Here is a 24,560-nt window from a genome sequence, read left to right as displayed (position 1 = left end):
GGCTCTATAAGTGTCCGTAATACTCAGGCAAACGTTTAGCTTTACCAAAAAACTTTAGAAACATACTCAGACAGATATAAGGGGACTTAGAGTGAACAAGTCGGAACTGATTGATGCTATCGCTGCATCTGCTGATATCCCGAAAGCTGCCGCTGGCCGTGCGCTGGACGCAGTAATCGAATCCGTCACTGGCGCTCTTAAGGCCGGCGACTCTGTGGTACTGGTTGGTTTCGGTACTTTCTCTGTGACCGATCGCCCTGCTCGCACAGGTCGTAACCCACAGACTGGTAAAACGCTGGAAATTCCTGCCGCTAAAAAACCAGGCTTCAAAGCCGGTAAAGCGCTGAAAGAAGCGGTTAACTAAGTTTCTGTAACACTTTTTACCCAACCGGGTCAGGCGCACGCCAGGCTTGGCAGCGGAGCGGTTGTACCGTCGATGGTTATGTTGACGTGTTACGCCGAGGGTCGCGGGTTCGAGCCCGGTCCGCTCCGCCAGTTACGAGAAGGCGCATCCTCGGATGCGCCTTTCTTCTATCCGGACTCTACCCACGCTCCACGGTTGCTCATTGTGCAAGACCGTTTCTGGGGGAAGCATGCTGCAAAATATCAGGGACAATTCACAAGGCTGGATTGCCAAGACCATCATCGGTGTCATCGTCGCGTTGATGGCGTTGACCGGTTTCGATGCGATTTTTCAAGCCACCTCTCACAGCAAGGATGCGGCCAAAGTAAACGGTGAAGAAATCACCCAGGTTGAGCTCAGCCAGGCTGTCGACATGCAACGTCGTCAGTTAATGCAACAACTGGGCAAGGATTTTGACCCTGCATTGCTGGACGAAAAAATGCTGCACGATGCAGCCCTTAAAGGGTTGATCGACCGCAAGCTGTTGCTGCAAGGCGCCAACCAGGCCAAGTTCTCCTTCTCGGAAGCGGCTTTGGACCAGGTTATCCTGCAAACACCAGAGTTCCAGGACAATGGCCAGTTCAGCCCTGAACGTTTCGACCAGGTGATTCGTCAACTGGGTTACGGCCGTCTGCAATTTCGCGAAATGCTAGGTCAGGAAATGCTGATTGGTCAGTTGCGTGCCGGTTTGGCAGGCAGCGGTTTCGTGACCGACGAAGAAGTGAACGCGTTTGCCCGTCTTGAGAAGCAAACCCGTGATTTCGCCACCCTGAACATCAAGGCTGATCCAGCTGCGGTGAAGGTCAGCGATGACGAGGTCAAGGCTTACTACGACGAGCACGCCAAAGAGTTCATGACCCCTGATCAGGTGGTGATTGATTACATCGAATTGAAGAAGTCCGCCTTCTTCGACCAGGTGGCAGTCAAAGATGATGAGCTGCAAGCGCTTTATCAGAAAGAAATCGCCAACCTGGCTGAACAGCGCCGCGCTGCGCACATCCTGATTGAAGTCAACGACAAGGTCAGCGACGCGCAAGCCAAAGCCAAAATTGAAGACATTCAACAGCGCTTGGCCAAAGGCGAAAGCTTCGAAGCACTGGCCAAAGAGTTCTCCCAAGACCCAGGTTCGGCTGCCAACGGTGGTGACCTTGGCTTTGCAGGCCCGGGTGTCTACGACCCAACCTTTGAGACGGCTGTCTATGCGTTGAAAAAAGATCAGGTATCGGAGCCGGTGCGTACCAGCTTTGGTTACCACTTGATCAAGCTGTTGGGCGTTGAGGCACCAGAAGTGCCGAGCTTTGCCAGCTTGAAAGACAAACTGACCCGTGATCTTAAAACCCAGCAGGTTGAGCGTCGCTTCGTCGATGCAACCAAGCAACTGGAAGACTCGGCTTTCGAAGCATCCGATCTGGCCCAGCCGGCGCAAGAGCTGAACCTGACCGTTCACACCTCGGCACCGTTTGGTCGTGAGGGTGGCGAAGGCATCGCTGCCAACCGCGCTGTGGTTCAAGCCGCATTCAGCACCGAAGTGATGGATGAAGGCGCGAACAGCACCGCACTTGAGCTTGACCCTGAGACCGTTGTGGTTCTGCGTGTTAAAGAGCACCGTAAGCCAGAGCAACTGCCTCTGGAAGCCGTTGCCTCGAGCATTCATGCGCATCTGGTCAAAGAGCAGGCCGCTGGCGCTGCTAAAGCCAAGGCTGAAGGCATCATCAAAGATCTGCGCGATGGCAAGCTGGCGTTGAACCAGCCGGTTGCTGGCCAGTCGTGGAAAGTTGATGAAGCCGTCACCCGTGGTCAGGACGGTATTGATCCTGTCGTGCTGCAAGCGGTCTTCCGCATGCCTAAGCCGGCAGCCAAGGACAAGCCGACCTTTAGCACCGTTAGCTTGGCTGATGGCACCGTTGTCGTATTGCGCCTCAATGGCGTAAACGATGATGCGAAGCCAACCGACGAAGAGAAAGCCTCTTACCGTCGCTTCCTGGCGTCACGTGTGGGTCAGCAAGACTTTGCTGCCTACCGCAAGCAGTTGGAAAACGAAGCCAAGGTTGAGCGCTACTAAGCCCTCAGCATCGCTTCACTAAAAATGGCCGCTCACTGAGCGGCCATTTTTTATGGGCACGGCTTGTAGTCGCTGACGAGGCACGAAGGCTGCGATGCGGACCTTACCGATTACGCGACCTTGATGACTACCTTGCCAAAGGGGCCTCTGGCCAAATGTTCGTATGCTGCGCGGGCTTGATCGAATGGATACACGTGGTCGATGACTGGGCGAATCTTGTGCTTATTCAAGAAATCGTTCATTCGGTCAAATGACGAGCGTGGAGCAACGGCGATGCCGCGTATCGTTGTTTGTCGAAAAATCATAGGCATGAGGTTCAGGCCGGAGGTCTGGCCTGTCAAAAAGCCGATCTGTGCAATACGTCCGCCTACCTTTGTTGCAGCAATGGATTGATTGATTCCATCACCGCCTGCCACATCCAGCAGCAGATCCACCCCCTTGCCATCAGTGAGTTTTAGAACTTCCTCTGCCCACTCAGGGGTAGTGCGATAGTTCACGCCAGCAACAGCTCCCAGTTTTTTGACGGCCTCCAGATTGGCATCACGGCTGGAGGTGACGATAACCTTGGCCCCTAAAGCCGTAGCGATTTGTGCTGCAAACACAGATACACCTCCAGTTCCCTGAACCAAAACGGTTTGGCCGGGCTCAATCTGGCCAAAATCAACGAGCGCATACCACGCTGTCAGAGCCGCAATTGGGAGGGTTGCTGCTTCTTCATCTGTCATGTTGTCCGGGGCACGTACCGCGCTGTCTTCATGGATGATCATGTATTGCGCCAGGCCACCAGGCAATGGCGAGCCAAAGCAATAGTTGGGCTCATCTGGCCCTGGCATGCCGTCCAGCCAACGTGAGTAGAGGTGTGAATTAACCCGATCTCCGATAGCAAAGCGGCTGACACCGTCACCCACTGCCACGACAGTCCCCGCTGCATCGCTGACGGGGATCAGCGGTTTGGGCACCATGTGCGGTTCATAGATCCCATCAACGATGGCCTTGTCCCGGAAATTGAGTGATACAGCCCCCACTTTAACCAGCAGTTCACCTGCTTTGGGCACGGGAGTTTGCGTTTCGCCCTGCACCAAATTTTCCAGGCCGAAATCTTTCAGAAGCCATGCTTTCATGTTTTGTCTCCAGCAGTTTTGAGGTTCGCAGGAGGAAAAACTCCCCCTTTTCGCTGAGGACATTGTTGATGTTCAACGGCTCTAGATAAATGTGCAGAAATCAACAAGATTGTTATCCTAATAAGCAATAATCATCCATTTAGTACGCTGCCCGAGAAGAAAACTATGGAGCTTCTACAGTCGATGCAGGTCTTCGCCAAGCTGGCGGAGTTAGGGAGCTTCACCAAAGTTGCAGAGGCAATGCAGGTCGGACGCCCGCACGTCACACGCACTATTCAGGATTTGGAAGCTTCGCTAGGTGTCCGCCTGTTCCAGCGCACTACACGAAAAGTAAAATTGACCGCTGAGGGCGAGCGGTTTTACGAGCGTGTCAAAGAGATTTTGGCGACCATCGCAGAAACCACGTCCATGTTCGACCGCAGTGGATCGACGTTACGGGGACGGCTGCGAATTGACATTCCCAGTGCATTTTCCCAATACACCTTTATTGAAAGCCTTAAGGAATTCACGCAAGCGTTTCCCGAAATCGAGCTTGCACTGGGTGTGAGCGACCGTACGGTAGATCTCGTAGCAGAAGGCATCGATTGTGTAGTGAGAATTGGCGACCTGCCGGATTCAAGCATGGTGGCCAGAGCAATTGGCACCGCCACTATGGTGACCTGTGCGTCTGCTGATTATCTCCAAGCCTGCGCAGCACCCGAAACCCCACAAGATCTAGAGGCCCACCGCTGTGTCAGCTTCCTGTCGGGTCAAAATAACAGGCCGCTGCCGTGGCACTTCTCGGTCGACGGCCAAGACCGTCCACATATGCCCCATGGTGGTATCACCGTAAATGAGTCAAATGCCTACGTTCAATGCGGTGTTGCAGGTTTCGGCATTGTCCAGGCGCCTGGAATTACTGTTGCGACATTCCTCGCAAGCGGGCAACTGGTTGAAGTGCTCAGCGCGTTTCGTCCAGAGCCGCGTCTGGTTTGCGTGCTATACCCCAGCAGAACGCATCTTGCACCTCAGGTGGAAGCATTCGTGGGTTGGTTGAAGGCGCATTTCCCCATGCTGCACCCCAGCTGGTTCAACGCTCACTAACCTGTGCGCGTAAGGTGTATTGGGTACACGCTTACAATCGAGCCTTAGGCCCAAACGAAAACGCCCGATGCAGACTCTGCACCGGGCGTTTTTATTGGCGGTTGCGCCGAAGCAATTACTCTTCGAGGCTGCCCATAGCGGTGGTGTTGAAGCCGCCGTCTACATACATGATTTCGCCGCTGATGCCCGAGGCCAGGTCGGAACACAGGAAGGCGCCGGCGTTGCCGACTTCTTCGATGGTTACGTTACGGCGCAGCGGGGTTTGGGCTTCGTTGGCTGCCAGCATTTTGCGGAAGTTTTTGATGCCCGAAGCGGCCAGGGTACGGATCGGACCGGCCGACACGCAGTTAACGCGAGTGCCTTCTGGGCCCAGGCTGCCTGCCAGGTAACGTACACCGGCTTCCAGGCTGGCTTTGGCCATGCCCATCACGTTGTAGTTAGGCATGGTGCGCTCGGCACCCAGGTAGGACAGGGTCAGCAGGCTGCCATTGCGGCCTTTCATCAGTGGGCGACCGGCTTTGGCCAGGGCCACGAAGCTGTAGGCACTGATGTCGTGAGCGATGCGGAAGCCTTCACGGGTGGTGGCGTCGGTGAAGTCGCCGTCCAGTTGGTCGCCTGGGGCGAAACCTACGGAGTGAACGATGCAGTCCAGGCCGTCCCACTTCTTGCTCAGGTCTTCGAAAACCTTGGCGATTTCTTCATCGCTGGCAACGTCGCAAGGGAAGCACAGTTCTGGGCCAGAGCCCCAGCCTGCGGCGAACTCTTCAACGCGGCCTTTAAGCTTTTCGTTCTGATAAGTGAAGGCAAGTTCAGCGCCTTCACGGTGCATGGCGGCAGCAATGCCAGAAGCGATGGACAATTTGCTGGCGACACCGACGATCAGGACGCGCTTACCGGCGAGAAAACCCATGTGTTGTTCCTCTATCAGGTTAATCGACAGCCACTGGTGCCAAAAAGGCGGCTTCCAGCAGCTGTTGTGTATATGGATGTTGCGGTGAGGCAAAGATACTTTGCGCATCACCCTGTTCGACCACTTGGCCATGCTTGACCACCATCAGTTGGTGGCTCAGCGCTTTGACTACCGCCAGGTCATGGCTGATAAACAAATATGTCAGGTTGTACTTGGTTTGCAGCGAGCGTAACAACTCGACTACCTGGCGTTGTACTGTACGGTCCAACGCTGAGGTTGGCTCGTCCAGCAGAATCAACGCCGGTTTTAATACCAGTGCCCGGGCAATGGCGATTCGTTGCCGTTGCCCGCCAGAAAACTCGTGAGGGTAGCGGTGCCGGGTTTCCGGATCCAGACCTACTTCTCGCAAGGCTTCAATAATTGCCTTTTCCTGCTCTTCAGGTGTGCCCATACGGTGAATGCGCAAACCTTCCCCGACGATCTCGCTCACGCTCATGCGTGGGCTGAGACTGCCGAACGGGTCCTGAAATACCACCTGCATTTGTCTGCGCAGGGGTCTTACTTCCTGGCGTGACATGCAGTCTAACCGTTTGCCTTCAAAACGGATCAATCCTTCGCTGCCAATCAGGCGCAAAATCGCCAGGCCCAGCGTCGATTTTCCTGATCCGCTTTCTCCCACAATCCCCAGGGTCTGCCCCTGAGGCAGGCTGAAGTTAATCCCGTCGACCGCTTTGACGTAATCCACGGTCTTGCGTAACAAGCCTTTTTTGATCGGGAACCACACTTTGAGGTCCTCGACTTCCAGCAACGGCGCCCCGGCAAGCGTGTCAGCCGGGCCTCCGCTGGGCTCTGCGCTGAGCAGTTCCCGGGTGTACGGATGCTGTGGTGAACGAAACAATTGCTCACACGATGCTTGTTCGACGATGCAACCGCGCTGCATGACACATACTCTGTGCGCAATTCGTCGAACCAGGTTCAAATCGTGACTGATCAGTAACAGCGACATGCCCAGACGCGCCTGTAATTCCTTGAGCAATTCCAGGATTTTCAGCTGAACGGTGACGTCCAGTGCGGTGGTGGGTTCGTCGGCAATTAACAGCTCGGGTTCATTGGCCAGGGCCATGGCGATCATGACACGCTGGCGCTGGCCACCTGATAGCTCGTGTGGCAGCGCTTTGAGGCGTTTGTGCGGCTCAGGGATGCCCACCAGCTCAAGCAGCTCCAGCGTGCGCAGGGTGGCCTCTTTGCCGGTCAGGCCTTTGTGAATGCCCAGCACTTCATTGATTTGTTTTTCAATGTTGTGCAGCGGGTTCAGCGAGGTCATGGGCTCCTGAAAAATCATGGCAATGCGGTTGCCGCGAATATGCCGCAGCTTTTTCTCATCCAGGTGCAGCAGGTCTTGCCCGGCATACTCAATGCTGCCGTGTGGATGGCGCGCCATGGGGTAGGGCAGTAGCCGCAGAATGGAGTGTGCGGTCACCGATTTGCCTGAGCCGCTTTCGCCAACCAGTGCCAGGGTTTCGCCGCGTTTGATATCGAAATTGATGCCTTGCACAACACGGTGTGATTGCTCGCCGGTGACAAACTCAACGGCGAGATCACGCACTTCGATCAGAATGTCCTGCGTCATCTTATTTCCTCGGATCGAAGGCATCGCGAGCGGACTCGCCGATAAATACCAGCAGGCTCAGCATGATGGCCAGCACCGCAAAGGCGCTGATGCCCAGCCACGGCGCTTGCAGGTTGGATTTGCCCTGCGCGACCAGTTCGCCCAGCGACGGCGCGCCCGGCGGCAGGCCAAAGCCCAGGAAGTCCAGCGCGGTGAGCGTGCCAATGGCGCCGGTCAAAATAAACGGCATAAAGGTCATGGTCGAAACCATGGCGTTGGGCAGGATGTGCCGGTACATGATGGCCATGTCTTGCATGCCGAGTGCGCGAGCGGCGCGTACATATTCCAGGTTTCGCCCGCGCAAAAATTCGGCGCGCACCACATCCACCAGGCTCATCCATGAGAACAGCAGCATGATCCCCAGCAGCCACCAGAAGTTGGGCTGCACAAAACTCGCCAGAATTATCAGCAGGTACAGCACCGGCAGCCCGGACCAGATCTCCAGGAAGCGCTGGCCTGCCAGATCGACCCAGCCGCCATAAAACCCCTGAAGCGCACCTGCGATAACGCCGATGATCGAGCTCAAAATGGTCAACGTCAGGGCGAACAGCACTGAAATCCTGAAGCCATAAATCACTCGTGCCAGTACATCGCGCCCCTGGTCGTCGGTGCCCAGCCAGTTTTCCAGAGACGGCGGAGCGGGGGCTGGCACTTTCAGGTCGTAGTTAATGCTCTGATAGCTGTAGGGGATCGGTGGCCACACCACCAGGGCGTCTTTCTTGGCCAACAGTTCGCGGATATACGGGCTTTTGTAGTTGGCCTCGAGCGGGAATTCACCGCCGAAGTCGGTTTCCGGGTAGCGCTTGAGCGCAGGGAAATACCATTCGCCGTCGTAGTGGACCACCAGTGGTTTGTCATTGGCGATCAGTTCAGCGCCCAGGCTCAGCCCAAACAGCACGATAAACAGCCACAAAGACCACCAGCCACGCTTGTTGGCTTTGAAACGTTCGAAACGTCGTCGATTGAGAGGGGACAGTTTCATCTCAATGCTCCCGGCTTTCAAAGTCGATGCGCGGATCAACCAGGGTGTATGAGAGGTCGCCGATCAGTTTCACCACCAGCCCGACCAGCGTGAAGATAAACAGGGTGCCAAACACCACCGGGTAATCACGATTGATCGCAGCTTCAAAGCTCATCAGTCCGAGGCCGTCCAGCGAGAAGATCACTTCAACCAGCAATGAACCGGTAAAGAAGATGCCGATGAAGGCCGACGGGAAGCCGGCAATCACCAGTAGCATGGCGTTGCGAAACACGTGCCCGTAGAGCACGCGGTGATTGGTCAAGCCCTTGGCCTTGGCCGTGACCACGTATTGTTTGTTGATCTCATCCAGAAAGCTGTTTTTGGTCAGCAAGGTCATGGTGGCAAAGTTACCGATGACCAGCGCGGTGATGGGCAGCGCCAAGTGCCAGAAATAGTCGAGGATCTTGCCGCCCAAACTGAGCTCGTCGAAGTTGTTGGAGGTCAGCCCACGCAACGGGAACCAGTCCAGATAACTGCCCCCGGCGAACACCACGATCAGCAGAATGGCAAACAAAAAGGCCGGAATCGCGTAACCGACAATGATTGCCGAGCTGGTCCAGACGTCAAAGTGGCTGCCATGGCGCGTGGCCTTGGCGATGCCCAGCGGGATCGAGACCAGGTACATGATCAGCGTGCTCCACAACCCCAGCGAAATGGACACCGGCATTTTTTCTTTGATCAGGTCGATGACCTTGGCGTCCCGGAAAAAACTCTCACCGAAATCCAGTTGGGCGTAGTTCTTGATCATGATCCACAGGCGTTCAGGCGCTGACTTGTCGAAACCGTACATCTTCTCGATTTCTTCAATCAGCGCCGGGTCCAGGCCTTGCGCGCCCCGGTAGCTGGAGCCAGCCACCGAGACTTCCGAGCCGCCTCCGGCGATACGGCTGGTTGCTCCGTCGAAGCCTTCAAGCTTGGCGATCATCTGGTCAACCGGGCCGCCGGGGGCGGCCTGAATAATGACGAAGTTAATCAGCAGAATGCCGAACAGCGTCGGAATAATTAGCAGCAGTCGCCTGAATATATACGCCAGCATTTACGGCTCCAGGCTTTCGCTTGTGGGTTTGGTCGGGGTTACGGGTGCTGCATCAGGTTTTGCCCACCACGTCTCGGTGCCGATGTCATACAGCGGGGTCACCGCCGGGTGGCCAATGTTGTGCGAGTACGCGACGCGCCAGGTTTTGATGTGCCAGTTGGGGATGACGTAGTAGCCCCATTGCAACACGCGGTCCAGCGCCCGGGCGTGGTTGATCAGGCTTTGCCGGGAATCGGCATGGATCAGGTCTTCGGTCAGTTGATCGATGGCCGGGTCTTTAAGGCCAATAAAATTACGGCTACCGGGTTTGTCGTAGCTCGACGATTCCCAGTATTCACGCTGCTCACTGCCCGGCGAGTTGGACTGCGGGAAGCTGCCGACAATCATGTCGAAGTCCCGTGAACGCAAGCGATTGAGGTATTGCGAGGTGTCGACCCGACGAATTTGCAGGTCGATACCCAGATCACTCAGGTTGCGCTTGTAAGGCAGCAGAATGCGCTCGAACTCCGATTGCGCCAACAAGAACTCAATTTTTACCGGCTTGCCTTGGGCGTCGACCATCTTGTCATCGACGATACGCCAGCCAGCGTCTTGCAGCAGTTGATAGGCGCGGCGCTGTTGGTCGCGAATCATGCCGCTGGCGTCGGTGACGTTGGGTTTGAAGACCTCGGTGAAGACCTTGTCCGGTATCTGGCCGCGCAAGGGTTCTAAAATAGCCAGCTCTTCTGCGCTCGGAAGCTCCTTGGCGGCCATTTCCGAGTTCTCAAAATAACTGCCGGTACGTGAATAGGCGCCGCTGAACAATTGCTTGTTGGCCCATTCGAAGTCAAACAGCAGGCTCAGGGCCTCGCGTACCCGTACATCCTGAAACATAGGTTTGCGCAGGTTGAAGATAAACCCCTGCATGCCGGTCGGGTTATGGTTGCGAATCTCTTCTTTTTTCAAGCGGCCCTGGGTGAAGGCTGGCGCGTTGTAGGCACTCGCCCAGTTCTTGGCGCTGATCTCGAACCAGTAATCAAACTGCCCGGCCTTGAGGGCTTCGAATGCCACGCTGTTGTCGCGGAAGTAGTCCACGGTAATCGCATCGAAGTTGTACAGGCCCTTGTTGATTGGCAGGTCTTTACCCCAGTAATCCTTGTTGCGCTCGTAGCGGATGGAACGCCCGGGTTTGATATCGGTAATGGTGTAGGGGCCGCTGCCGACAGGGATTTCAAGGTTGCCTTTACCGAAGTCTCGGGTTTCCCACCAATGCTTGGGCAGGACGGGCAGTTGTCCCAAAATCAACGGCAGTTCGCGGTTTTTGTTGTGCTTGAAGGTGAACTTCACCTGCAACGGGTTTTCGGCAATGGCCTGGTCGACATCGCTGTAATAGCCCTTGTACAGCGGCGAGCCGTTTTTCATCAGTGTGTCGAAGGTAAACACCACGTCTTCGGCGCGGATCGGGTGACCATCGTTGAACTTGGCTTCTGGGCGCAGGTAAAACCGTACCCAGCTGTTATCCGGCGCCTTTTCCATCTTTTGCGCGATTAAACCGTAGGAGGTAAACGGTTCGTCCAGCGTCTGGCGGGTCAGGGTGTCGAAGGTCATTTCAATCCCTTCGGCCGGTACGCCCTTGTTGATAAACGGGTTGAGGCTGTCAAAGCTGCCGGTGGTTGATTTGCGAAAGGTGCCGCCCTTGGGAGCATCCGGGTTCACGTAATCGACATGTTTGAAGTTAGCCGGGTATTTCGGCGGCTCATCGTAAAGCGTCAATGCATGTTGTGGAGCGGCCAATGCCGCACAGGTCGCACTGGCCAGCAACAGGCCGGCCAGCGGTTTTAGCCAGGTACGCAAAGGCATCATCGGGTTTTCTCCGTAGGCTTGAGCCACCATGCGCTAAGGCCCAGCGTGTAAGGCGGCGTCGTCACAAAGGCGAACCGGTTGCGGTACGCCAGGCGGTGATAGTTCAGATACCAGTTGGGAATCATGTAGTGCTGCCAGAGTAAAACGCGATCCAGCGCCCGGCCAGCAGCCAGTTGTTCTTCGCGGTTCTGTGCGGCCAGGAGTTTTTCCAGCAATTGATCGACGACCGGGCTGGCAACCCCTGCATAGTTCTTGCTGCCCTTGACGTTGGCCTGGCTGGAGTGAAAGTACTGCCACTGTTCAAGCCCTGGGCTCAAGGTCTGATCGAGGGTCATCAGGATCATGTCGAAATCGAATTGGTCCAGCCGCTGTTTGTATTGCGCGCGGTCGACAGTGCGCAGCCGCGCTTCGATACCGATGCTGGCGAGGTTCTCGACATAAGGTTGCAAAATGCGTTCGAGGTTCGGATTGACCAGCAATATCTCGAACGTCAGCGGTTTGCCTTCGCTATTGAGCAAGCGTTGCCCGGACAATTTCCAGCCACCTTGGGCCAACAAATCCAGAGCATGGCGCATGGTCTCGCGGGGGATGCCGCGGCCATCAGTTTTCGGCAGGCTGAAGGCCTGGCTGAACAGCTCGGGTAGCAGCTGGCTGCGCCAAGGGGAGAGCATCAGCCATTCATGGCCCTGTGGGATGCCGCTGGCCGAGAACTCACTGTTGGGGTAGTAGCTTTCGGCCCGTTGATATGAGCTATTGAATAAGGCGCGGTTGGTCCATTCGAAGTCGAACATTTGCCCCAGTGCTTCGCGAACTTTAGCTTGCGCGAAGGTACTGCGGCGGCTGTTCATAAACAGGCCTTGTGTCTGGGTCGGGATCTGATGGGTGATTTCAGCCTTGATCACATCGCCACGGCGTACTGCCGGAAACCGGTAGGCATTGGCCCAGTTCTTGGCCTGGTGTTCGATATAAATGTCGAATTCGCCCGCCTTGAACGCTTCGAAGGCAACGTTGCTGTCACGGTAAAACTCCACTTCGACCCGGTCGAAATTGTATTTGCCGCGATTGACCGGCAGGTTGGCGCCCCACCAGTTTTTGACATGTTCAAACACTAACTGCCGGCCTGGGGTCACCTTGGTGATGCGATAAGGCCCGCTGCCCAGCGGTGGCTCGAACGTTGTCGCTTTAAAGTCGCGTTTCGCCCAGTAATGCTGTGGCAGAACCGGCAATTCACCCAGCCGCAGAATCAATAACGGGTTGCCCGCACGTTTAAAAACAAAACGGATGCGCTTGGGGCCCAAAATATCGACGCGCTGAACTTCTTGAAGGTTGGTCCGGTATTGAGGATGGCCTTCTTTTAGCAGCAAGTTGTAAGAAAACGCTACGTCGTAGGCGGTGATGGGTTTGCCATCATGAAAACGTGCTTCGGGTCGCAGGTTAAACACCACCCAACTGCGGTCTTCGTTGTATTCGACTGATTGTGCAATCAAGCCATAACTGGACGTAGGTTCGTCACCGGACGGGGCATATTGGCCAGTACCGACCATTAATGTCTCGTTGAGTTCGTTGACCCCGTATTGCAAGAAGTTTGCAGTCGAAACCGGGCTGGTGCCCTTGAAGGAATAAGGGTTAAGCGTGTCAAACGTGCCAAATGCCATGACCCGCAACGTCCCGCCTTTAGGCGCGTCGGGATTTACCCAATCGTAATGAGTAAACGTTGCCGGGTATTTGAGAGTACCGAACTGTGCATAACCGTGGCTTTCACTCAGGGTCGCACTCGCCGGAAAGCTCAAGGCCAGATTGATAAGAACTAACAGAAGGGGACGCATTAAGTCAGGTATTCGATCCGGGCATTGGGCTGAAGGTTTCCGTACAGTAACAGCTTGTATCTGTAGGAAAAAGGCCACGCCGGAAAGCACTGCGGGCAAGCAACTTCCTGCAATTTAGTAGGAGTATGCTTGCCCGCATGAACGTGCGAACCGAATCAGTGCGGCTTGTAGACCGTAAGGACTTGACCGGGCTTGAGGGCCTTGGCTGAATTTGGATTCCAGCGCTTAAGGTGCTGCATTTCAACATTGAAACGCTTGGCAACAATGTATAAAGAGTCGCCTTTTTTAACCGTGTAAGTTGTGGCTTTTTTAGCAGCAGGCCTGCGGGTGTCCTGCATGACCAGCGTTTGGCCAGCCTTCAGGTTATGCCCGCTAAGTTTGTTCCAGCGCTGCAGATCTTTGACATTAACTTTGTTGGCTTTGGCGATCAGTGTCAGGTTGTCGCCGCGTTTAACCCGGTATTGGCGGGTTGGCCGGGCCGGCGGGTTGCTGGCGACTGTGTCGAAAACGGCCTTTTTGGGGCGCAGGCTCACCAGCTCTTCAGGCTTGAGATTTGACAGGCTGGCGGTCAACAACTGGGCTTTGGACGTTGGCACCAGCAAGTGTTGCGGGCCATCAGTGGTGGCGCGCTGCTTGTAGGCGGGGTTCAACTGAAACATTTCGTCTTCGTCGATCTCGGCCAGGGCTGCCACGCGGGACAGGTCCATGGACTGCTTGATCTCGACCATCTCGAAGTACGGTTCGTTGGCAATCGGGTTGAGATTAATGCCATAGGCTTCAGGGGTCAGCACCACCTGCGACAGGGCCAGTAGCTTGGGCACATAGTCTTTGGTTTCCTGCGGCAAAGGCAGGTTCCAGTAGTCGGTCGGCAAGCCGAGTTTTTCGTTGCGTTCAATCGCCCGGCTGACCGTGCCTTCACCTGCGTTATAAGCGGCCAGTGCCAGCAGCCAGTCACCGTTGAACATGTCATGCAGGCGCGTCAGGTAGTTCATGGCCGCGAGGGTCGAGGCGGTAATGTCGCGTCGGCCATCGTAGGCGCGGGTTTGGCGCAGATTGAAATAACGGCCCGTCGACGGGATGAACTGCCAAAGCCCCACCGCATTGGCGTGGGAGTACGCCATCGGGTTGTAAGAGCTTTCGATTACAGGCAATAAAGCCAGTTCGAGTGGCATGTTGCGTTCTTCAAGGCGCTCGACGATGTAATGAATGTACAAGCTGCCGCGTTCGCCGGCGCCTTCAAGAAAAGACGGGTTGCTGGCAAACCACAAACGCTGTTGTTCGATACGCGGGTTGACGCCCAGGCCTTCTTGTAGCTGGAAGCCCTGGCGCATGCGTTCCCAGACGTCTTTGGGGGCAACAGGCCCCGGCTTTTCCTTGAGCCAGAGCGGCTCTTGAGGAATGCGTTTGGTCAGTTTGAGAGTGGGCCGATCGACCGTTTGGGTCGAATGATCGAAGCTTTGGCATCCCGCCAAAGTGGCGGACACAACCACCGCGATCGCTTTAGCCAAGCGCGTCAATGCGTCTGAACTGATGGAGTTAGATTTAAATGACGACATTGGTTAAAGATAGTTTCGGGCAAAAATGTCGGGCGATTCTAGAAAGCAGGTGGGGCGCGGTCAACCATTCAGAATTTAAATGGCAACCGCGACGCTGATTAAAACTTGTCTTTCCAGCTACGCAAGCTGGCAAAGACCGCGCTGGGCGAGTCATTGTCACGCTTGTTCCATTCGTCAGCTTTTTCTTTAACAGATATTTCGTTAACCCGCAGAAACGGATTAGTGCGCAATTCAAGCGCAATACTTGATGGCAAACTGATTTTGCCTGCATCACGCCAGGCCGCAACTTGTGCAACTCGGTCGGCAATATCCGGGTTATTCGGCTCTACCGCTTGGGCAAAGCGCAAGTTGCTTTGTGTGTATTCGTGAGTGCAATACACCTCAGTGTGCCCTGCCAAGGCTGCCAGCCGACTTAAAGAGTGATGCATTTGTTCAGGAGTGCCTTCAAATAACCGGCCGCAACCAGCCGCGAACAGCGTATCGCCGCTGAACAATAGTGGCTTTGAAACATCAGCGTGGTAATAAGCGATATGACCCAAGGTATGCCCAGGTACCAGAAATACTTTGAATTCAATTCCCAGTACGTTGATCACATCGTTATCGTTAAGTGGCACTTGTCGCGCGGGAATGTTTTCCAGCGCCGGCCCCCAGACTTTAGCGCCTGTGGTGGTGTGTAATTGCTCAACGCCACCCACATGGTCATGGTGATGGTGGGTGACCAGAATATCGCTGAGTACCCACTCGGGATGGTGCTTGAGCCAGTTCAGAACCGGGGCGGCGTCACCCGGATCGACCACGGCGCAGCGTTTTTGGGTCGTATCCTGTAACAACCATATGTAGTTGTCGCTGAAGGCGGGCAGGGCGTCGATCTGTAACATGGTGCAATTCCCAAGTGCGAGACAATGGCGCATCTTAGGGGCTGTTGGTGTTGCAATGCGAGCCGCGTTGCAGCGCCAGCCGAACGAAGAGGCGTAACCGGTGGATGGCGAGGTGGAGGAACAATGACCGATAAACCATTGGCTCAGGCGGACCCTGAGTGGCTGGCACTGATCAGTTCGGCCCGCGAATGGCTGTCTGGTCCCCTTGGCCAGTTGCTGCTGGAAGATGAGCAGCGTGTGCTTGAGGACGAACTCGGACGCTATTTCGGTGGCTACCTGGTGCATTACGGTCCGGGTGCCGACACGCCGCCCAAGGCCCCGCAAGTGCAGCGCAATGTGCGGCTGGGCGCGCCTTTGCCAGGTGTCGAAATCATTTGTGAAGAGCAATCCTGGCCTTTATGCGAGCACGCGGCCGATGTGGTGGTGTTGCAGCACGGTCTGGATTTTTGTCTGTCACCTCACGGTCTGCTGCGTGAAGCCGCCAGCAGTGTCCGCCCCGGCGGGCATTTGTTGATTGTGGGGATCAACCCCTGGAGCAGTTGGGGGCTGCGGCATGTTTTTGCCAAGGATGCCCTGCGCAAGGCACGGTGCATTTCCCCGTCGCGGGTTGCCGACTGGCTGAATCTGCTGGGCTTTGCGCTGGAGAAACGCCGCTTCGGATGCTATCGTCCGCCGCTTGCTTCCAAGGCGTGGCAAGGTCGTTTGTCTGGTTGGGAGCGCAAGGCCGGTAGCTGGCAATTGGCCGGTGGTGGCTTCTATGTATTGGTCGCCCGCAAAATGGTGGTGGGTTTGCGGCCCGTCCAGCCACTGCGTCGAGAGCCAAAAGGCAAACTGATCCCTCTGCAGATGGCCAAGGTCAATCGACCTGATATTGAACCCTAATTTAAAATGCCGGGTCGGGTTCACCCGGCCCCAGGTGCTGCCATCACGACTTGATAGGCAGGCCGAGGCAGTTCTTTCTGGATAGTTGGCAATGAGCGATTGCGTAGAAATGTTCACCGATGGTGCCTGCAAGGGTAACCCTGGCCCGGGTGGCTGGGGGGCTTTGCTGGTCTATCAAGGCGTTGAAAAAGAACTCTGGGGCGGCGAGCCCGACACCACCAACAATCGCATGGAGTTAATGGCGGCCATTCGTGGGCTTGAAGAGCTCAAGCGCCCCTGCGAAGTCTTGCTGGTCACCGACTCACAGTACGTGATGAAAGGCATCACCGAGTGGATGGTCAACTGGAAGAAGCGCGGGTGGAAAACCGCTGCCAAAGAGCCGGTGAAAAATGCCGACCTGTGGAAGCAGCTGGACGAACAAGTCAATCGCCACACCGTGAAGTGGCAATGGGTGCGCGGGCACATTGGACATCATGGCAATGAGCGTGCTGACCAGTTGGCCAATCGCGGGGTCGAGGAAATGAGGGGCAACAAACATGCGTAGTTGTATTGCTCATATTTAAGAGCATGGCTGGGCAGGCCCCACAGCCTTCGGCGGCTGGCTGCCGGGCGATTACTTATGAGTGGCCAGTGAAGGCTCACGGCACAACGATCAGACACGCGAGCTCCTTACGCTGCACGTGTCCTCAACAGGCCTGCCCAATGCAGCCTTCCTGGGTGTGTGGGAACTGAGGGTGTGCTGTCTTTTGTAGGGGGCATACCAGTGGTGTCGGCTGTGTCTTCGCTCAGGCTTGAGGTGGGGGCAGAATGCATCGCGATGGCGTATTGAGCTTTTTGAAGTATTGCACGGCAAAGTCGACGAAGATTTTGACGCGTAATGGCAGCTTTTTCCCCCCTTCGGTCAGTAGATGAAACCCGGTGCCTGGACATTGATAGTCTTCAAGCAATGGAATCAACCGTTTGGCCTGTATGTCGTCCGCCACCTCCCAGACCGACTTCCAGATGATTCCCAAACCTTGAACGCCCCATTGACGCAAGGTGAACCCATCATTGGCCAGTCGGTTGCCCTTGACTTGAATGGTCGTTGGCACGCCTTTGTTCATGAACTTCCATCGATCCAGTGTGAAATCGGCACTCAGGTGTACCAGGCAGTTGTGATGCTGCAGATCTTCTGGGCTGAGCGGTGCGCCATGTTGCTCAAGGTACTGCGCTGAACAGCAAACAATGTGTCGGTCCTCGCCAAGGGAGCGAGCGATAAGTGTGCTGTCCGGAAGGTCGCCAAACCTGATGGCGATGTCTGAGCCCGAGTCGACAAAGTCCAGTACGCGGTCGGTGAGAAACAGGCGAATACGGATATGCGGATTTTCACTGATGAAGCTATCGACCAATTGGCTGATCCACTGGCGACCCAGATCAGTAGGGCATGTCAGGCCAATAGTGCCCAGCATATCGCCGTGGCCGTTTTTGATGATGCTGTCGAGGGTGTCGACCTCTTCGAGAATTTTCTGGGCGTTTTCAAACAACAACTGTCCTTCGGCAGTAGGGCTCAAGCTTCGGGTGTTGCGCTTGAGCAAACGCACGCCATAGAACTCCTCCATCGCCTTGAGTCGGCCACTCATGGCCGCTGGCGAAAGGCCCATTTGCCGCCCTGCCGTTGAAAGTGAACCTGTCTGAACGATAAGGCGAAACAGCCGCATGTCCTGCAATCGGTCGACCATGGGAATCTCACCTCGTGGTAATCACTTTTATTGTTAGCAAAGTATTAGCCAATTATTCAGTAAACACCAACTAATCAACCAGGCGACAAGCAAGCCCTATAGGTATGCAAACGCTTTGGAATAGGGGGGCGAGGGCAGCTGTGAAGCAAATTCAAATATGTTTGTTGTTCAGTTCATCTTTCGGTTTTAGTGAAGGCTCAATTTTCTAAAATCGAATAGAAAACTTCGGTTGATTGTTAATAATGCATTCCAGTGCCTGTGAGTCACAACAATAAGAGGGTTAATGCTATGTGTGTTCAATATCAAGAGGCCGCTCCTTCAGTAGACCTGGTCGCTCAGTTCAAATCGGCAATGGGTCGCTTTGCCTCTTCTATAACCCTGATCACCACACTAGACGACGCTGGTCAGCCCCACGGTCTGGCCGCTACCGCATTTTCTTCTGTATCGATGGACCCCGCGTCGGCTCTGATCTGTGTCAATCGCAGCGCTAGTGCATCACCGATCATCAAGCATTCCGGACTGTTCTGCGTAAACATGCTGCAAAGTCATCACGAGCCGATTTGCAAAATATTCAGCCAGCCGGATCTGCGCGAACGACGTTTTGTCGAGGGTGACTGGCGCACAGGAGTTCACGGTATTCGTTATTTGGCCGACGCCCAAGCGTCGATCTTTTGTGAAGTCGTGCAAGAAATTGAACACGGTACGCACACGGTGATTATTGGCAACGTCATTCATGTCATTACTCAAGCACTGGATGAGCCACTTCTATACATGGGTGGACGCTATCGGGAGTTGGGGCATTAATCTGAAGTTGCCGCGTACTGCTCGATCTTATAACAATTACATAAGAAGTGGATGTGGGTATGAATAATCAGTTGTTGTCTAAAACAAAACTGCCTGGGTCGATTCCAAAGTGGGTCGGTCTGGAAAGTGCTGTGATGGGTCCGATGGTCGGGCTTTTATTGTTATGTGCCGTATTAACTTTTTTTACCGATAGTTTTCTGACCCTGAGCAACTTGCTCAATGTGCTGGACCAAGTGACGGTGCTGGGCATCATGGCGCTAGGCATGACGCTGGTGATTCTCATCGGTGGTATCGACTTGTCCGTGGGTGCAGTGCTGGCGGTTGCGATCATGGTCATGAGCTGGCTCGGACAGGTTCTTGGCCTGCCGATGTGGGCGGCCATGCTCGGGGCAATCGCGGTAGGTGCAGCCTGTGGTTCGACCACGGCCTTGCTGGTGGTTCGGGCTGGGCTTCCTTCATTTATTGCGACGCTGGCGATGATGTCCATTGCCCGTGGCCTGGCTTATATGGTTACGGACGGTGCGCAAGTCAGCGGGTTTGCGGAGTGGTTCAGCAACCTCTCGGTTATTCGCTACGGCGGTGTGTTGTCGCTGACCGTCAGTTGTTTCGTGGTACTCGCGCTGGTGTTCTGGTTCGTTCTTAAGTTCACCGTAGCGGGCCGCAGTCTGTATGCCATTGGCGGCAGCAGCAAAGTGGCCAAGCTCGCCGGAATCCGGGTCAAGGGTTACACCAGCGCGGTGTACATCATCTCCGGTATTTGCGCAGCCTTGGGCGGCATCATTATGACTTCGCGCCTCGACACCGCCGGTGCAGGTGCCGGTGTCGGCTACGAGCTGGATGTGATCGCTGCCGTAGTGATCGGCGGTGGCAGCCTCAAGGGCGGTGCAGGGAGTGTGGTCGGCACGATCATCGGCGTGTTGATTATCGGTGTTTTGCGCAACGGCCTGAATCTGGCCGGCATTTCACCCTTCGTCCAGCAAGTGGTTATCGGCGCGGTGATCGCTTTCGCTGTAATGCTCGACTTGCTCAAACGCAAGGCTGATTGATCTCGGGTCATCGACCAAAACCGGCATCGTTCCACGCACAATAAAAAAGGTAAAAAACATGAACCTGTCTTCTTTTTCGCTTCGTTTTCTGTGGTTGCCATTGCTGGGCGGCTTGATGTCGGCCGGTGCTTACGCACAAAGCAAGCCCACTGAAGAAATTACCGTGGGGATGTCGATCCCGAGCTTGCAATGGGTGTTCTACCTAATGGTCCGCGACGGTGTGATGGAGCAGGCCAAGAGCCTCAACATCAAAAATGTGCTGGTGGCCGATGCGCAAGCTGATCCCGCACGCCAGGTCAGCCAGATTCAGGACATGCTGAGCAAGGGAATCGATGTGCTGCTTTATACCGCCACCGGTAGCGCTGCTTCAGCCGTGCCTGTACGCCTTGCGCGCCAGCAGGGGGTGCCGGTGATCTGCATCGATAACTTTCCGAAAAACGTCGAATGTGATGCCTACATCTCTACCGATAACTTGGCCGCAGCGAGCGAACTGGCGCGGCAAATGATCAAGTTGACGGGAGGTAAGGCTGAAATCGGCCTGCTCCAAGGCACCCTGGGCGATTCTACTGAAGTGATCCGGGCCAAAGGTCTGGATGCTGTGTTGTCCGAGGCTGCGCAGATGAAAATTGTCGACCGCAAGCCCACTGACTGGCTGCAGGACAACGGTTTCAAGGTTGCCCAGGACATGTTGCAAAAAAACCCGAATATCAACGTGTTCATCGGACGTTCTGATGCCCCGGCGCTCGGCGCGGCTCAGGCCGTCAAGGTGGCCAACATTGATCACAAGGTGTGGGTGTTCGGTTATGACGGCTTGCCGTCTGCCCTGGAAGCCATTCGCGATGGAAAAATGGACATGACCATCACGCAGCAAGCCGTGGAAATGGGGCGTACTGCATTGCGCACTGCAGTCGACCTACAGCAAGGCAAACAGGTGACCAAGACTCAGTTGTTGCCGGCCTTTGTGACCACCCGGGAAAACGCAGCAGCCTTCCTTGAACAGCATCCTTGAGATCGATGAAGGGAGGGTAAATCATGAGAGCGATCAATACCGTCCGGGAGCCGTTGTTCCGTGCGAGGAACATCGGTAAGTCATTCAACTCGATCAGGGTGCTGGAAGATATCAGCCTCGATATCGGTTATGGGGAAGTGGTGGCGCTGCTGGGGGAAAACGGCGCGGGCAAATCGACCTTTTCTTCGATCGTCGCCGGCGCGCTGACCCCCTCCAAGGGCACGATGTTCCTGGCCGGTGAACCCTATGCGCCAACGGGGCCGGGGGACGCTATGTCGCTGGGGATCAACATGATCCATCAGGAAGTTCACCTGCTGCCTGACTTGAGTGTGGCGGAGAATGTTTTCCTCGGTCATCTACCGACGCGTAACGGCATCATCGACCGTAAGACGATGTACCGTGAAACAGAGAAGCAACTGCGTCGCCTGGGGCTGGATATTTCACCGGACACCCCGGTACGGCAACTGAAAATTGCGGCCCAGCAACTGGTGGAAATCGCCCGGGCGCTGACGCTCAATTCTCGTCTGTTGATTCTCGACGAGCCGACCGCTGCGCTGGGCAAAGACGAAACCAACCTGCTGTTTAAACAGATCAAGGAACTGAAGAGGGAGGGCGTCTCGTTCATCTACATCAGTCATCGTATGGACGAAATTGCCCGGATCGCCGACAAAGTGGTGGTCTTGCGTGATGGGCACTTGATTGCACGTCACGACAGCGGAGCGGCAGAAGTCGGTGTCCTGGTATCACAGATGGTGGGGCGCCCGATCGACCGTCTGTTTCCGGAATTGCCAGACCCGGGTGATGAGCTGGTACTGAGCGTTGAGCAACTGTCGGACAAGGCCGGGCGTTTTCACGATGTGTCATTTTCAGTCAAGGCCGGGGAGATTTTCGGCATTGCCGGCATCGTCGGCGCTGGTCGAACTGAGTTGGTTCAGGCGATCGCGGGATTGAGTGCGGTGAGCCAGGGCAGGGTGAAGTTGGGGGATCGGTTATTGCCGGCCAATAACGTGCAAGCGGCGATCCGTGCCGGTGTCGTGCTGGTTCCGGAGGACCGCAAAACCGAAGGCGTGGTACTGAGCCAGACGATTGCCGAGAACCTGGCCTATTGCAACTTGGATAGCCTCAGTTCTTGCGGTGTCATGGCGACCCACCGGGTAGCCGCATTCGCCCGTGAGCGCATTACAACGCTGGGGATCAAGGGGGCGGCCGGGCAGATGCTGGACAAGCTGTCCGGCGGCAACCAACAGAAAGTGGTGATCGCCAAATGGATCGCGCGTAACCCGAAAGTCATCATCCTCGATGAGCCGACCCGAGGCATTGATATGGGCGCCCGTGCGGCGATTTACGAACTGATCATCAATCTGGCCAAAACCGGAGTGTCGGTGATTGTCGTGAGCTCCGACCTGGAGGAAGTCATCGGCCTTTCCCATCGAGTAATGGTGATGGCGCGCGGTTGTTCACAAGGCATCCTGCATCGGCCGCAGATTGCTCCTGACAGCATCATGACCCTGGCGACCGCTTGATGTCGGGTACCAATCGAGGAGAACCAAACATGTCCAATCCATACCGGTCGCTACCGTATCGACCTTTTGCCGAACTGTTGGATCTGTCCGGCAAAACCGCGGTCGTCACGGGTGGCAGCAGCGGCATCGGTTTTGCCATCAGCCGGCGCCTGGCCGAAGCAGGGGCCAATGTTCTGATCGGCAGCCTGGCGCCAGAGCATAGCGAGCAATTGATGGCGGCGGGTCATACCGTGGCATTTGAGGTCACCGATGTGCGGCGTCCGCAAGACATCCAGCGGCTGGCGGACACAGCTGTACAGCGTTTCGGTGGCCTGGATATCTGGATCAATAACGCTGGCATTTACCCGCTCAAAGCGATTGATGACATCGATGCAGCTTTCTGGGACGACCTTAACGCAATCAACACGCGTGCGGTTTTTTTAGGCGCACAGGCGGCACAGCGGCAAATGCGCAAGCAAAAAAGTGGTGGGGCTATCGTCAATCTGTCGTCCATTTGCGGCCATCGGCCCATGACCAACCACTGCACCTATGACACGTCAAAGGGTGCGGTTCTGGCCATGACCCGAAGCATGGCAAAGGACCTGAGTGCCTTCAACATCCGGGTCAATTCGGTCTCGCCGGGCTTGACTGCGACGCCCGGTAATCTGGATCCGGAACTGCTAGAGCAGCATCGGCAAAACAACGTACTGGACAACATCGCCCTGGGCCGTGCGGCCGAACCCTGGGAGATCGCTGATGCGGTGCTGTACCTGGTTTCACCGCTGTCGTCCTATGTGACTGGCACCGATCTGCTGGTGGACGGTGGCTGGTTGTTGCACGGAAGTTGAAACACAAGACAACCATGTGCGGGCAAGTTGCAGGCCGTTGATCTAACGCGAGACTTGCCCCGGATATTTAACCCATTCCTTGAACGTTGCGACTTGCAGCGCTGGCACTGGCACGCCTGCGAAACGAGCGCTCGTCATGAAAACGGCGTGCAGCGAAAAAGTTCTGTTACGCGCCGGTCAATGTAACTAGCAGGAGAACGACATGAAACTCGCCATGTTCATGCAGCCACTTCACCATAAGGGCTGGGACTATCACGAGATGTACGATCAGGACATCGCCTGCGCTGTCCATGCCGACAGTGTTGGTTTTGATGAGCTTTGGGTCGGTGAACACACCTCACAGCGCACCGAGCCGATTACCAATGCGCTGCAATTTATGTCCACTCTGATTCCGCTGACGCAACGCATGAAACTGTGCACTGGCGTGCTGAATCTGCCGCACCATTTCCCTGCGCGAATCGCCGCCGATGCTGCGATGTTTGACCATATGTCCAAGGGGCGTTTCATCATGGGCATCGGCCCGGGTGGGCTGGCCTCCGACTTTGAGGTGTACGCCAGTAACGGTAAGGACCGCGGGCAGATGATGGTCGAGTGCTACGAGATGATCCGGGCGATCTGGAACTCGAGCGCGCCCTACGATTTTGCCTCAGAGCACTATCAGGTCAGCCTCAAGGAGGCGGTGCACCATGAACTGGAAATAGGCTACATGCCGACGCCTTTCCAAAAGCCGTTTCCTCGGGTGGCAACGACGGCTATGAGTCCGTTTTCCGGCACCGCAAAACTTGCCGGCGCCAAGGACTGGGACCTGATGTCTGCCAACTTTAATCCGACGGCAACGGTAGCCTCACATTGGCAGGCTTACTGCCAGGGCGCACAAAGTGCCGGGATCAAGGCCGATGCCAACAATTGGCGTGTAGCCCGCTCGGTGTTCGTTGCCGACTCCCAGGCCCAGGCCGAGGATTACCTGGCGCAAGAAAGCTGCACGTTGCGACGCTACTTCGATTACATGATCGATAACCTGGCCACCAACCATTACACCAAGATCTTCAAGACTCGCCCCGACATGACCGACGAGGAAGTGACGGTCGACCATTGCATCAAGGAAATGGTGATTTACGGCGACGTGAACTCCGTCACCGAGCAATTGGTTGCGTTCAGTGAACAGACCGGGCCGTTCGGCACGCTGATGACCACGTTCCACGAGTGGGACGACGAAGCGCTGTGGCGCCGTTCGATGCAACTGACTGCGCAGCAGGTCATGCCGCGCCTCGACGACCACATGACACCACGTTTGAAAGCGCAGTAATTGCCCGATTGCGCGGGGCTTATGTGCGGCCGCATCGT

At 55.7% G+C, this 24,560-nt stretch carries 21 protein-coding genes; 11 read left to right on the top strand and 10 right to left on the bottom strand.

All coding sequences use genetic code 11. The annotated features are described in order from the left end of the window. The first annotated feature begins 91 nt into the window (after nt 1-91). Entirely contained in the window at nt 92-364 is a 273-nt protein-coding gene (locus ACJJU9_RS17215; RefSeq protein WP_003183171.1) for an HU family DNA-binding protein, read from the top strand. A 229-nt stretch (nt 365-593) separates the two neighbouring features. Next, nucleotides 594-2,465 (top strand): SurA N-terminal domain-containing protein, encoded by a 1,872-nt coding sequence (locus ACJJU9_RS17210; protein ID WP_407729085.1) that lies wholly within the window; start codon nt 594-596, stop codon nt 2,463-2,465. A 110-nt stretch (nt 2,466-2,575) separates the two neighbouring features. Here the strand turns inward: ACJJU9_RS17210 and ACJJU9_RS17205 are convergent, their stop codons facing one another. Next, nucleotides 2,576-3,586, bottom strand: coding sequence for a zinc-dependent alcohol dehydrogenase family protein (locus ACJJU9_RS17205; protein ID WP_407729084.1), 1,011 nt, complete (start codon nt 3,584-3,586; stop codon nt 2,576-2,578). Nucleotides 3,587-3,769: 183 nt separating this feature from the next. Here ACJJU9_RS17205 and ACJJU9_RS17200 point away from each other — a divergent pair, with 183 nt between their 5' ends. Beyond that, nucleotides 3,770-4,669 (top strand): LysR substrate-binding domain-containing protein, encoded by a 900-nt coding sequence (locus ACJJU9_RS17200; RefSeq protein ID WP_407731006.1) that lies wholly within the window; start codon nt 3,770-3,772, stop codon nt 4,667-4,669. 115 nt (nt 4,670-4,784) lie between these two features. On the opposite strand, the gene fabI is transcribed toward ACJJU9_RS17200, so the two are convergent. The 8 genes from fabI to gloB all read right to left on the bottom strand — a co-directional run bounded on the left by fabI (nt 4,785) and on the right by gloB (nt 15,407). Then, complete coding sequence (gene fabI / locus ACJJU9_RS17195) at nt 4,785-5,579, bottom strand: enoyl-ACP reductase FabI (protein ID WP_153333571.1); 795 nt, start codon at nt 5,577-5,579, stop codon at nt 4,785-4,787. A 19-nt stretch (nt 5,580-5,598) separates the two neighbouring features. Further along, a complete protein-coding gene (locus ACJJU9_RS17190; protein WP_407729083.1) occupies nt 5,599-7,209 on the bottom strand; it encodes an ABC transporter ATP-binding protein in 1,611 nt (536 codons plus the stop codon). Between the two features lies 1 nt (nt 7,210). After that, a complete protein-coding gene (locus ACJJU9_RS17185; protein WP_048373045.1) occupies nt 7,211-8,230 on the bottom strand; it encodes an ABC transporter permease in 1,020 nt (339 codons plus the stop codon). A gap of 1 nt (nt 8,231) precedes the next feature. Next, entirely contained in the window at nt 8,232-9,305 is a 1,074-nt protein-coding gene (locus tag ACJJU9_RS17180) for a microcin C ABC transporter permease YejB (RefSeq protein ID WP_153333573.1), read from the bottom strand. Next, a complete protein-coding gene (locus ACJJU9_RS17175) occupies nt 9,306-11,147 on the bottom strand; it encodes an extracellular solute-binding protein (RefSeq protein WP_407729082.1) in 1,842 nt (613 codons plus the stop codon). After that, a complete protein-coding gene (locus tag ACJJU9_RS17170) occupies nt 11,144-12,973 on the bottom strand; it encodes an extracellular solute-binding protein (RefSeq protein ID WP_407729081.1) in 1,830 nt (609 codons plus the stop codon). Before ACJJU9_RS17170 ends, ACJJU9_RS17175 begins: the two co-directional genes overlap by 4 nt. A 155-nt stretch (nt 12,974-13,128) precedes the next feature. Next, the gene (locus tag ACJJU9_RS17165) at nt 13,129-14,529 is read right to left on the bottom strand and encodes a LysM peptidoglycan-binding domain-containing protein (RefSeq protein WP_273220381.1); all 1,401 of its coding nucleotides are present in this window, start codon (nt 14,527-14,529) and stop codon (nt 13,129-13,131) included. A gap of 98 nt (nt 14,530-14,627) precedes the next feature. Next, nucleotides 14,628-15,407: a hydroxyacylglutathione hydrolase gene (gene gloB / locus ACJJU9_RS17160; RefSeq protein ID WP_407729080.1), complete on the bottom strand. Its 780-nt coding sequence runs from the start codon at nt 15,405-15,407 to the stop codon at nt 14,628-14,630. 123 nt (nt 15,408-15,530) lie between these two features. Between gloB and ACJJU9_RS17155 the strand changes: the two genes are divergently transcribed. After that, nucleotides 15,531-16,289, top strand: coding sequence for a class I SAM-dependent methyltransferase (locus ACJJU9_RS17155; protein ID WP_048373059.1), 759 nt, complete (start codon nt 15,531-15,533; stop codon nt 16,287-16,289). Nucleotides 16,290-16,380: 91 nt separating this feature from the next. Continuing rightward, on the top strand, nt 16,381-16,833 hold the full coding sequence (rnhA, locus tag ACJJU9_RS17150) for a ribonuclease HI (protein ID WP_123750086.1): 453 nt from the start codon (nt 16,381-16,383) through the stop codon (nt 16,831-16,833). Between the two features lie 241 nt (nt 16,834-17,074). On the opposite strand, the gene ACJJU9_RS17145 is transcribed toward rnhA, so the two are convergent. Beyond that, nucleotides 17,075-18,007: a LysR family transcriptional regulator gene (locus ACJJU9_RS17145; protein ID WP_407729079.1), complete on the bottom strand. Its 933-nt coding sequence runs from the start codon at nt 18,005-18,007 to the stop codon at nt 17,075-17,077. A 288-nt stretch (nt 18,008-18,295) separates the two neighbouring features. On the opposite strand from ACJJU9_RS17145, the gene ACJJU9_RS17140 reads away from it, so the two are divergent. The 6 genes from ACJJU9_RS17140 to ACJJU9_RS17115 all read left to right on the top strand — a co-directional run bounded on the left by ACJJU9_RS17140 (nt 18,296) and on the right by ACJJU9_RS17115 (nt 24,522). Beyond that, nucleotides 18,296-18,811 carry a flavin reductase family protein gene (locus tag ACJJU9_RS17140; protein WP_407729078.1) on the top strand — a complete coding sequence of 172 codons (516 nt, stop codon included), beginning with the start codon at nt 18,296-18,298 and terminating at the stop codon, nt 18,809-18,811. Between the two features lie 59 nt (nt 18,812-18,870). Beyond that, the gene (locus tag ACJJU9_RS17135) at nt 18,871-19,857 is read left to right on the top strand and encodes an ABC transporter permease (protein ID WP_407729077.1); all 987 of its coding nucleotides are present in this window, start codon (nt 18,871-18,873) and stop codon (nt 19,855-19,857) included. Between the two features lie 58 nt (nt 19,858-19,915). After that, a complete protein-coding gene (locus ACJJU9_RS17130) occupies nt 19,916-20,866 on the top strand; it encodes a sugar ABC transporter substrate-binding protein (RefSeq protein ID WP_407729076.1) in 951 nt (316 codons plus the stop codon). A 23-nt stretch (nt 20,867-20,889) separates the two neighbouring features. Continuing rightward, nucleotides 20,890-22,389: a sugar ABC transporter ATP-binding protein gene (locus ACJJU9_RS17125; RefSeq protein ID WP_407729075.1), complete on the top strand. Its 1,500-nt coding sequence runs from the start codon at nt 20,890-20,892 to the stop codon at nt 22,387-22,389. Between the two features lie 29 nt (nt 22,390-22,418). Next, entirely contained in the window at nt 22,419-23,216 is a 798-nt protein-coding gene (locus ACJJU9_RS17120; protein WP_407729074.1) for an SDR family NAD(P)-dependent oxidoreductase, read from the top strand. A 202-nt stretch (nt 23,217-23,418) separates the two neighbouring features. After that, entirely contained in the window at nt 23,419-24,522 is a 1,104-nt protein-coding gene (locus ACJJU9_RS17115; RefSeq protein ID WP_407729073.1) for an LLM class flavin-dependent oxidoreductase, read from the top strand. The last annotated feature ends 38 nt before the right edge of the window (nt 24,523-24,560 follow it).

Origin of the sequence: Pseudomonas helleri (genome assembly GCF_045830615.1) — a bacterium.
Taxonomy (GTDB): Bacteria; Pseudomonadota; Gammaproteobacteria; order Pseudomonadales; family Pseudomonadaceae; genus Aquipseudomonas; species Aquipseudomonas helleri.
This window is presented reverse-complemented; position numbering and strand designations above follow the sequence as displayed.